Below are 10949 nucleotides of genomic sequence, written 5' to 3'. Positions count from 1 at the left end.
TGGTAGTTCAGTTGGTTAGAATACCGGCCTGTCACGCCGGGGGTCGCGGGTTCGAGTCCCGTCCACTCCGCCACTTAATATCGACAACCTCGCTTATGCGAGGTTTTGTCAAATCTAGAATATGAAAATTCTATAGGGGTGTAGCTCCAATTGGCAGAGCAGCGGATTCCAAATCCGCGTGTTGGGAGTTCGAATCTCTCCACCCCTGCCATATATCAGGCTCTGACTTAGGTCAGAGCCTTTTTTGTATCTGGTTTCTTCTCATTATTACAGCTTATTTCTACTCTTATCCCGTAAGTATGGCTTTCTGCTGTACTTTGGCAGCATTTAATCTACTGAACGAACGAAACTACAGTTAGCTGTAATGATCAGTGGCCCGAAATTTTAATAATAAAGGGGAATCACTATTTATATTTAGTTACACTCAACCGATCTGGATTAATGAGTAACTATGTATGGATATATCTCGTCGACGCTTTCTTCAATCATCCTTAGCAATCTCCGCGCTTACCGTTCTACCTGCATGTTCTCTATCTAGGAGCACTAATAAGCAGGGGCAATATATATACGATATCACTGCAGAGCCTTCTACTGCAGAATTGGTCCCTGGGTTTAACACAGACGTACTCGCATTTAATGGTTCGATTCCAGCGCCTGTGATTCGTTGTCGCCAAGGCGAGAAAGTTATAATTCGGTTTACTAACAAGCTTTCAGAGCCGACTACAATCCACTGGCATGGCTTGCGAATCCCTATTGAAATGGATGGTGTACCTTTCTTAAGCCAGTTGCCTATCATGCCGGGTGAAACATTCGTTTATGAATTTACACCACCAGATGCGGGCACATTTTGGTATCACCCACATATGAATAGTGTGAAGCAGCTTGGTAAGGGCTTAGTCGGGCTAATTGTCGTTGAAGAGGCAGAGCCTGTTCAGTTTGATGAAGAGCATGAAATAGTTCTAAAGCATTGGCACTTAGACAAACAAGGTCAGTGGAAGAACCTTATGGTGCCGCGCTTGAGCGCTCGTATGGGGACTCCCGGAGAGTGGAGTAGCGTCAATGGTGTCCATGAACCTGTTTATACGCTGAAGCAGAATGCTACCACGCGATTAAGAATTGCTAATGTCGATAACACCATTACTTACCCGATCGCTATAGAAGGCGCAGAGGCTTGGGTTATTGCTATTGATGGTAACCCTGTTAAAACGCCTTATAAGCTCACTCAGCACAAAATTGGTCCGGGAATGAGGTTAGATATCGGATTGATTGCTCCAAAGGCTAGAAAACGTGTTTATGTGCGTCAAATGAAAGGACGCTTCCCATTCCCTTTGTGCGAGTTTGACGTTGTTGAGTCTGACTTGCCGAGCAACCAGAAACTGCCTTTATTACCTCTCAACCCTGTGCCAGCTCTCGATTTGAAAAATGCAGAGCAAATCGATTATGTGTTTGAGTGGGAGGGCGCGATCACTCCTGCTGATCAATCGGGCAAAGCGATACCTAAATTCTGGCTGATGAACAAACGGGCTTGGGAGGGAATGAGCAAAGATAATATTCCAGCGCCCCTTTCAACATTGGAGATGGGAAAAACCTATATCTTCAACCTAAAGAACGTCACCCAATATCATCATCCTATTCACCTTCATGGACACACATTTACGGTTCTTGAGTTAGATGGAAAAAAACTCGACGAACCGTTTCATACCGATACGGTCTTACTTGGAAAAAATGGCAGTGCGAAAGCTGCATTTGTTGCAGATAACCCAGGGCGTTGGATGTACCATTGTCATGTAATTGAACATATGAAGACGGGTTTGATGGGTTACATCGAAGTAAAGTGACTCCTGTAACTTTTAAAATCTTGATAAGTTTTAAGCGCTATACTTTGCTGAATTCTAAGATTGTATAATCACTATTGCCGTAAATTTGATTACAATGTCGCCATTAACTTTTCTGGGGGAATTATGGGACAACTATCCGTTTTGGGTTTTATTGCATTGGGTGGTGCATTTGGTGCATGTTCTCGTTACTTAATTTCTGAACTTTGTGTCATTTTATTGGGGCGTGGTTTTCCATATGGTACGTTAACCGTTAACATTGTTGGCTCATTTATGATGGGCTTATTGATAGCAGCTTTCGATAATGAACTTTTGGCAACGGAACCTTGGCGACAAGTGATTGGCTTGGGTTTTTTAGGCGCACTAACGACGTTTTCCACCTTCTCGATGGATAATGTGTTGCTTATGCAGCAGGGCGCTTTCTTTAAGATGGGGTTGAACGTATTGTTGAATGTCGTGTTAAGTATTTCAGCGGCGTGGATTGGCTTTCAATTATTGATGCGCAGCTAGCAAAGTAGTTAAAAATTGAACAGGTCGGCTTGGTTTCACCAAGCCGTTTTTATATACTGACATCACTTGTCGGAGTGCCATAAGGCTGAGACCGTTAATTCGGGATCCGTTGAACCTGATCAGATTAGAATCTGCGAAGGGAACAAGAGAAGATATTCACACCGGAGTTCTTTCTGGTTGACCTATCAAAAGTCGAATGTTGTTACAGGCAAATATCGTAAGCTTTAACTAGCCTTAATTTGACTCCTCTTGTCGCATCTATCCGCCAAGCATTTTTATCCAATTACTTTTTATCTAGTATAACAAAGCAAGGAAAAATGCTATGTCGAGTCGCAAACAAGCGAGACTGGAAGCAAAACAGTTCATTGATACACTCTCGGTACAACCGTACCCCAATTCAAGCAAAGTCTACGTAGAAGGCTCACGTCCAGATATTCGTGTGCCAATGCGTGAAATATCACTCGCTGATAGCCTTATTGGAGGCACAAAAGAAGCGCCTATATTCGAACCTAATGAGCCAGTACGCGTTTACGATACGTCGGGTGTATACACAGATCCAGAGCACACCATAGACCTCTATAACGGCTTACCTAAGCTGAGAGAAGGGTGGATTGAAGAGCGCGCCGATACTGAGCTACTTGATGAAGTAAGCTCGGTGTACACCAAAGAACGCTTAGAAGACGAAACACTAGACGATCTTCGTTACGGTAATCTACCACGTATTCGACGTGCCAAAGATGGCCATTGTGTGACTCAATTGCACTATGCTCGCAAAGGTATTATTACCCCAGAAATGGAATATATCGCGCTGCGTGAAAACATGGGGCGTGCCAAGTATCGCGATGAAGTGCTGAATCAACAGCATCCGGGTCAAAGCTTCGGAGCGAACCTACCAAAAGATATTACCGCCGAATTCGTGCGCAAAGAAGTCGCCGAAGGTCGCGCTATTATCCCTTCCAATATTAACCACCCAGAATCCGAACCAATGATCATTGGACGTAACTTTTTGGTCAAAGTGAACGCCAACATCGGTAACTCATCGGTCACTTCTTCGATTGAGGAAGAAGTAGAGAAGCTCGTTTGGGCGACACGTTGGGGTGGAGATACCGTTATGGATCTCTCTACTGGACGTAACATCCACGAAACTCGCGAGTGGATTCTACGTAACAGTCCGGTTCCGATCGGTACCGTACCAATGTATCAAGCGCTTGAGAAAGTGAATGGTGTTGCGGAAAACCTTAACTGGGAAGTGATGCGCGATACCCTGATTGAGCAAGCAGAGCAGGGCGTTGACTACTTTACTATCCATGCCGGTTTACTACTTCGTTATGTGCCAATGACTGCAAAACGCGTTACTGGCATCGTCTCTCGTGGTGGCTCTATCATCGCGAAATGGTGTTTAGCGCATCACCAAGAAAGCTTCTTATATACCCACTTCCGAGAGATCTGTGAAATCTGTGCTAAGTATGATGTCGCACTTTCTCTCGGTGATGGTCTGCGTCCTGGCTCGGTGGCCGATGCTAACGACGAAGCGCAATTTGCAGAGCTTCGTACCCTTGGTGAGTTAACCAAGATTGCGTGGGAATACGACGTACAGGTGATTATTGAAGGCCCTGGTCATGTTCCAATGCATATGATCAAAGAGAACATGGAAGAGCAGTTAGAGCACTGTCATGAGGCTCCTTTCTATACCCTTGGTCCATTGACGACAGACGTCGCTCCTGGTTACGACCATATTACTTCAGGCATCGGCGCTGCCATGATTGGTTGGTATGGCTGTGCAATGCTTTGCTACGTAACTCCGAAAGAGCACCTCGGTTTACCAAACAAAGAAGACGTGAAAGTAGGCATGATCACTTACAAGCTTGCTGCGCACGCCGCTGATTTAGCGAAGGGACACCCTGGTGCACAAGTTCGTGATAACGCGCTTTCTAAAGCTCGCTTCGAGTTCCGTTGGGAAGACCAATTCAACTTGTCGCTCGACCCAGATACCGCGCGTGCTTTCCATGATGAAACCTTGCCTCAAGAGTCTGGAAAAGTCGCTCACTTCTGTTCGATGTGCGGACCAAAGTTCTGCTCGATGAAGATTTCGCAAGAGGTTCGAGAATATGCGAAAGACACTGAGCAAGTTGCTGCGGACCAAGCTATCTCGATCAAAATGCTGGATGATCCTCTTGAGGGGATGCGTCAGAAATCGCAAGAATTTAGAGAGTCAGGCTCCGAGCTATACCACCCAGCAGCACATGCCGAGGTAAGTGACTAATGAGCAAAATCCTTATTCCGTCATCATTGATTGAACTGACAGGTTTAGTTCAGCAATGTTTGTTGTTGGCGAAAGAACAGGGTTTTAGCATCGAAGACATTGAGTTGGGTGTGAGCCCAACTCAATCTATTCAGCTTGTTCGCGACCAACAGATTACACATATAACGACTGACCTTATTGGTGGACATAACTTTGAGCCTGAGTGTTCATTTACTCTCTATTACCGTTCTGCTTTGTCGGTAGAAGCGTGTGCTAAGCAACCGTCGAAAGCGATTTATATTGGCATTGCTGATACGCAGGTTTCCGATGAAAAGGAGAAAGTGCTTCAGCTTGATATCTGGCGTCACCCAATCAACGACGAAGTGAGAGCGCTTTCTGTTAAGTCCAAACTCAACGCAATGTTCGATCCCGAACATCACCTTGCTTGGACAGTAACGCTGACAGTACTCGATTTTCCTATCGAAGATGCGTTAACACTTGCTCGAGGAATGCTAACTCAACAAGCGAATGTTTCACGTGAAACACTGTTGAATGACAACCTTGACGAGGGAAGATCTACTCAGTGGGCTGATCAATTTGATGATTTCCCCATACCTGTACTGGAGGATAAGCGACTAGGTATTCAAGTTGGTTGGTCTGCACAAGGCGAGAGTGTTAGCTTTCCAACTCTAACTAAGCAAAGTCTAGGGCTCTATCCAGTCGTTGATGATGTTGCTTGGATTGAGCGTCTACTGCCACTAGGCATCAACACTATTCAACTGCGAATCAAGAACCCACAACAAGCCGATTTAGAACAACAGATCATTCGAGCAATTGAGCTAGGTCGTCAGTATCAAGCACAAGTGTTCATCAATGACTATTGGCAGTTGGCAATCAAGCATGGCGCTTATGGCGTTCACCTAGGACAAGAAGACATAGAAGAATCGAATTTGGCTCAGCTAACTAAAGCCGGCATTCGTCTTGGTCTTTCTACGCATGGTTATTACGAACTACTGCGCATCGTACAAATTCATCCTAGCTACATCGCACTAGGGCATATTTTCCCAACCACCACAAAACAGATGCCATCGAAACCACAAGGCTTGGTGCGCTTGGCACTGTATCAAAAGCTGATTGATAGCATTCCTTATACAAACACAGAGGCTGCTTTCCGTCCTTCAAAAGACAAAGCAGTTAGTGACAATGTGCTTGGCTTTCCGACGGTTGCGATTGGTGGTATTGACCAATCTAATGCAGCCCAAGTTTGGCAAACAGGTGTTTCTAGTTTGGCAGTTGTGCGAGCTCTTACGTTGGCAGAATCACCTCAATCGGTCATCGAGTTCTTCGCACAACTGATGAAGGAAAGACAGCTAACGTTTACTGATAAGAATATTGAGTTGGAGCATAGCAAGAGAGATGAGCATGCTCACGGATAAGCAGTTCCTTCGCTATCAACGCCAAGTCGCTCTGCCTGAAATTGCAGAAAGTGGGCAAGAGTGCTTGAGCAAATCGCATGTGCTGATCATCGGTTGTGGTGGGTTAGGGAGCGCAGCGAGTTTGTACTTGGCATCAGCGGGTGTTGGTAAATTGGTTGTGGTCGATGACGATGAAGTTGATAGCAGTAACCTACAACGTCAGATCATTTATCGTGAGCAAGACATCCAAGTTGCGAAAACAAAAGCGACTGTAAAGCAACTCACTGAACTTAATTCTATGGTCCAAATTCGTGCTCTCAATAGGCGATTAGACAAAGCACAGCTGCAGCTTGAGGTGATGCTAGCGGATGTGGTGCTCGACTGCACCGATAACATGCCAACGCGCCAGCTCATTAACCAAGTTTGTTTCGAGCAAAATACACCGCTCATCTCGGCGGCGGCAATTGGTTGGCAAGGGCAATTCGCTGTCTTTGATTATCAAACACCAAGTGAACAAGAAGCGCAGAGTAAAGCCTGTTACCGCTGTTTGTATCCGTTTGACGAATTACCGCAAACGCAAAAGTGCAGTGAGAGCGGTGTCGTCGGTCCGGTGGTGGGCACACTTGGCAACTACCAAGCGATTGCGGCAATTCAAAAATTGGCGACGGGAAAGTTTCATGTCGAGACTGCCAAGTTACACCTGTTCGATGGATTGAAGCTGCAATGGCAAACCATGGCGATAAGTAAAGATAAACAGTGCCAAGTGTGTGCTCAGATTTAGTTTACGAGTAATGGCCAGAATTAAGAGAGTTGGAAGCAATGACGTTATCAGAACAACAAACAACACAAATGACAGCTGCTGACTTAGATGTGATCACTATTGTCATCAATGACCAGTCACATCAAGTTGCCAGTGAGTCAAATCTACAGCAAATCATTAGTCAATTTGCGCTGCCTGAAATGGGCTGTGTTTTTGCAATTAATAACAATGTTGTGCCGCGCAGTGAGTGGGCTAGCACAGTTCTTTCACAGGGAGATAGCATCTCTTTGTTTCAAGCGATCGCAGGGGGTTAAAGTCGATGCTTAAAATTGGTGATAAACAATTCGAATCAAGACTGTTCACGGGAACAGGGAAGTTTGCCAACAGCCGATTAATGGCAGAAGCGATTCAAGTCTCGGGTTCTCAACTTGCGACCATGGCGTTGAAGCGTGTGGATGTGAACGACCAACAAGACGATATTTTGCTGCCGTTAGTACAAGCGGGTGTGAACTTATTGCCGAACACCTCAGGTGCAAAGAATGCTAAAGATGCTGTGTTTGCAGCACAATTGGCGAGAGAAGCGTTAGGTACAAACTGGTTAAAACTAGAAATTCATCCAGACCCGAAGTACTTGATGCCCGATCCAATTGAGACACTAGCAGCCGCTGAGCAACTGGTTCGTGAAGGCTTCATTGTCCTTCCTTATTGTCATGCTGACCCGGTTCTGTGTAAACGATTGGAAGAAGTAGGCTGTGCTGCAGTCATGCCATTAGGTGCGCCGATCGGTTCCAACAAAGGGATAGTTTCTCACGATTTCCTAGAGATCATCATCGACCAAGCTAATGTTCCTGTCGTTGTTGATGCGGGTATTGGTGCTCCTTCACATGCCGCGCGTGCGATGGAAATGGGCGCGGATGCCGTGCTCGTCAATACTGCGATTGCAGCTTCGAGCGATCCCGTTGCGATGGCGAAGGCATTTAAGTTGGCGGTAGAGTCGGGGAGTATGGCTTATGAAGCCGGACTTGCTGGTAAGGTTTCTCATGCGGTTGCGTCGAGTCCACTGACGTCATTCCTAGATGAGCTTTAGTCCTAGATTGGTTTAGCTATTAAGCGAGGAAAACATGAGCTTCGTTGAACAATTTAAGCAGCTGAATTGGGATGACATTTCAATGTCGATCTACGCGAAAACGGCACAAGATGTCGAGCGAGCATTGAATAAACCCAAGCGTGATTTGGAAGACTTTAAAGCGCTAATTTCACCAGCGGCTGAAGCGTACTTAGAGCAGATGGCACAACTGTCATATTCGGCAACTCGTAAGCGCTTTGGTAATACCATGTCGCTTTACATTCCATTATACCTCTCTAACTTGTGCGCCAATGCCTGTACTTATTGCGGCTTCTCAATGGAGAATAGAATCAAGCGTCGTACCTTGAATCGGGACGAAGTGGCAGCAGAAGTCGAAGCCATCAAGCGCATGAAGTTTGATAGCGTATTGCTGGTGACTGGCGAGCACGAAACTAAAGTGGGTATGAAATACTTCCGCGAAATGGTGCCGATGATTAAGCAACGTTTTAACTATTTGGCGATGGAAGTGCAGCCACTTGATCAAGACGAATACGCTGAGCTCAAGACATTGGGTTTAGATGCGGTGATGGTTTATCAAGAAACGTATCATCCTTCGACTTACGCCGAGCACCATCTGCGTGGCAATAAGATGGATTTCGAATACCGATTGGATACACCCGATCGTCTTGCAAAAGCAGGCATCGATAAGATTGGTATTGGCGCATTGATAGGGTTGGAAGAGTGGCGTACCGACTGTTTTTATGTGGCAGCGCACTTGGACTATCTTGAGCGCACATATTGGCAGACTCGTTACTCAATTTCTTTCCCACGTTTACGTCCTTGTAAGGGCGCGCTCCAACCCAAATCAGTCATGACGGATAAACAGCTTGTGCAGTTGATCTGCGCTTATCGCTTGTTGAATCCAGAAGTGGAGTTGTCATTATCGACTCGTGAATCACCAAAGTTCAGAGACAATGCATTACCGTTAGGTATCACCAGTATGTCTGCTGCATCTAAAACTCAGCCGGGTGGTTATGCGATGGATGATGTTGAACTCGAACAGTTTGAGATCAGTGATGAGCGAAGTGCTGGTTCTGTGGAAGATATGATTCGAGCCAAAGGCTTTGATCCTGTATGGCGAGATTGGCACTCGGCGTATTCTGGTTAATCAGCAAATAAAGACACTGGTCATCGTTATGTTTCACGTGAAACATAAGTAAAGAAAAGAGGGTTGATGCAAAACATCAACCCTCTACTTTTTTCTAGCTTCTAGCTGTGTGCTACTGGTAGCGTTGCTTGACGAAGCCACTCTTTCACATCACCCTCAACAAGTGGGCTGATCTCATCCCATACCTTCTGATGGTAATCATTCAACCAGGCAAGCTCTGGACGAGTTAGCATATCAACGTTGATATTGCGCTTGTCGATTGGACAGCGTGTTAGCGACTCAAATGATAGAACAGGGAAGTCACCGTTAGTTGGGGTTTCAACAACAAGCTCTAGGTTCTCGATACGGATACCAAACGCATCCGCACGGTAGTAACCTGGCTCGTTGGATAGCACCATACCTTCTGTTAGAGGCACGTCGATTTGCTTCTTCGAAATGCTCGCCGGACCTTCATGAACACTTAGGAAGTGACCAACACCGTGACCAGTACCGTGGTCGTAATCGTAGCCTTCCGCCCACAGGTGCTGACGAGCTAGCGTATCGATTTGGTAACCACGTGTGCCTTTCGGGAAGCGTGCACGAGCAACACCGATGTGACCTTTTAGTGCGAGAGTGAATTGTTTAATCATCTCTTGTGAAGGCTGACCGATCGCAATTGTACGCGTGATGTCTGTCGTGCCATCTAGGTACTGACCGCCTGAATCCACTAGGTAAAGCGTGTTCAGTTCTAGCTTGCCAGGTTCAGGTTGGTTTTCGTGATTGTAGTGACACATGGCCGCGTTGCCGCCTGCCGCTGAAATGGTATCAAAGCTAAGATCCATAAGTGTCGGGTCTTCGCTACGAAATGCTTCCAGTTTGTCTGCCAGTGTCGCTTCATCATGCAGGTTACCAGCAGCGACTTCAGTATCTAACCAAGATAGGAACTTACTCATCGCTACGCCATCACGGATATGACATGCTTTCATGCCTGCGATTTCAACTGAGTTCTTCGCCGCTTTTGGCATTAGGCATGGGTCAGCTTTACTCACCACAGATGCGCCTGCGTTTTGAAGCACCAGCTTAAACCACGCGTTACTTGTCGCAGGGTCAACCAGTACATTCTTGCCAGTTAGGTTTTCTAGTCGTGCTTGCAATGCTTCTGGGTGATGAACCGTCACGCCGGCACCAACATGAGCGTCAAACTCAGCAGGTAGGCGAGCAGGATCTAGGAAGTATTCCACGCTTGAGTCTGAGTGCAGAATCGCGTGAGAAAGCAGAACTGGTAGACGTGATACATCAAGACCACGAACGTTGAGTAACCAACAGATAGAATCAAGTGCTGTGATCACTGCGCTGTCTGCACCGGCTTTTTTCACGAGCTCTGCGATTTCTTGGCGTTTGCTTTCACTTGACTGACCAACTGCTTCTGTTGCCATTAGGCGAACATCAGAAACCACAGGAGCAGGGCGGTCGTGCCACAGTTCATCAATTGGGTTGCTATCGAGAATCTTAAGCTCAAGTGCGCCAGCAAGTTTTGCTTGTGCCATGTCTAGCCAAGCAGCGTTGTGCATGCGAGGGTCGATTGCCACAGACGCGCCATTTGCAAGATGGTCTTTAATCCAATCTAGTGCAGGCTCTTCAATCAAGTGACGGTATTCGAATAGATCAGCAGGAACCTGCTTTGTTACTTGTACTGTGTAGCGACCATCAACAAAGATAGCGGCTTTGTCTTTGGTGATTACCGCAGCACCAGCAGAACCAGTAAAGCCAGTTAGCCAATGTAAACGCTCGTTGTGCGCTGGTACGTATTCACCCAAGTACTCGTCTTCATGAGGGACAAGTAGGGCATCAATATTATGTTGTGCTAGCCATTCGCGAATTGCATTCACGCGGCTTTGGGTATCGTTGTGCATCTGTGTTATTCCTTCAAATTACCGCTCCTTCATGCTCAGGTGTGGGAGCTGTTTCCATCTG

The 10949-nt window shown here is 46.3% G+C and carries 9 protein-coding genes, 1 tRNA gene and 1 riboswitch; of the genes, 9 read left to right on the top strand and 1 reads right to left on the bottom strand.

Features of this window, described 5'->3' with window-relative positions:
• The first annotated feature begins 134 nt into the window (after window positions 1-134).
• The 9 genes from R7041_RS21005 (at window position 135) to thiH (ending at window position 8996) form a co-directional block, all read left to right on the top strand.
• Window positions 135-211 (top strand) — tRNA-Trp (locus R7041_RS21005).
• Between the two features lie 244 nt (window positions 212-455).
• Entirely contained in the window at window positions 456-1838 is a 1383-nt protein-coding gene (locus tag R7041_RS21000; RefSeq protein ID WP_064368867.1) for a multicopper oxidase family protein, read from the top strand.
• 123 nt (window positions 1839-1961) lie between these two features.
• Window positions 1962-2345 carry a fluoride efflux transporter CrcB gene (gene crcB / locus R7041_RS20995; protein WP_064368866.1) on the top strand — a complete coding sequence of 128 codons (384 nt, stop codon included), beginning with the start codon at window positions 1962-1964 and terminating at the stop codon, window positions 2343-2345.
• 60 nt (window positions 2346-2405) lie between these two features.
• Window positions 2406-2504: riboswitch (TPP riboswitch) on the top strand.
• A gap of 163 nt (window positions 2505-2667) precedes the next feature.
• On the top strand, window positions 2668-4608 hold the full coding sequence (thiC, locus tag R7041_RS20990; protein ID WP_053306506.1) for a phosphomethylpyrimidine synthase ThiC: 1941 nt from the start codon (window positions 2668-2670) through the stop codon (window positions 4606-4608).
• Window positions 4608-6023 (top strand): thiamine phosphate synthase, encoded by a 1416-nt coding sequence (locus R7041_RS20985; RefSeq protein WP_064368865.1) that lies wholly within the window; start codon window positions 4608-4610, stop codon window positions 6021-6023. The genes thiC and R7041_RS20985 overlap by 1 nt, the downstream gene beginning before the upstream one ends.
• On the top strand, window positions 6010-6783 hold the full coding sequence (locus R7041_RS20980; protein ID WP_064368864.1) for a HesA/MoeB/ThiF family protein: 774 nt from the start codon (window positions 6010-6012) through the stop codon (window positions 6781-6783). Before R7041_RS20985 ends, R7041_RS20980 begins: the two co-directional genes overlap by 14 nt.
• Before the next feature lie 38 nt (window positions 6784-6821).
• On the top strand, window positions 6822-7076 hold the full coding sequence (gene thiS / locus R7041_RS20975) for a sulfur carrier protein ThiS (RefSeq protein ID WP_005378804.1): 255 nt from the start codon (window positions 6822-6824) through the stop codon (window positions 7074-7076).
• A 5-nt stretch (window positions 7077-7081) separates the two neighbouring features.
• Window positions 7082-7849: a thiazole synthase gene (locus R7041_RS20970; protein ID WP_064368863.1), complete on the top strand. Its 768-nt coding sequence runs from the start codon at window positions 7082-7084 to the stop codon at window positions 7847-7849.
• A 34-nt stretch (window positions 7850-7883) separates the two neighbouring features.
• Window positions 7884-8996, top strand: coding sequence for a 2-iminoacetate synthase ThiH (gene thiH / locus R7041_RS20965; protein ID WP_053306510.1), 1113 nt, complete (start codon window positions 7884-7886; stop codon window positions 8994-8996).
• A gap of 101 nt (window positions 8997-9097) precedes the next feature.
• On the opposite strand, the gene R7041_RS20960 is transcribed toward thiH, so the two are convergent.
• On the bottom strand, window positions 9098-10888 hold the full coding sequence (locus R7041_RS20960; RefSeq protein WP_064368862.1) for an aminopeptidase P family protein: 1791 nt from the start codon (window positions 10886-10888) through the stop codon (window positions 9098-9100).
• Window positions 10889-10949: the final 61 nt, after the last annotated feature.

The organism is Vibrio sp. 1751, from assembly GCF_033339895.1.
Taxonomy (GTDB): domain Bacteria; phylum Pseudomonadota; class Gammaproteobacteria; order Enterobacterales; family Vibrionaceae; genus Vibrio; species Vibrio alginolyticus.
The sequence above is the reverse complement of the archived record's forward strand: the minus strand, read 5'-3'. Positions and strand labels throughout refer to the sequence as shown.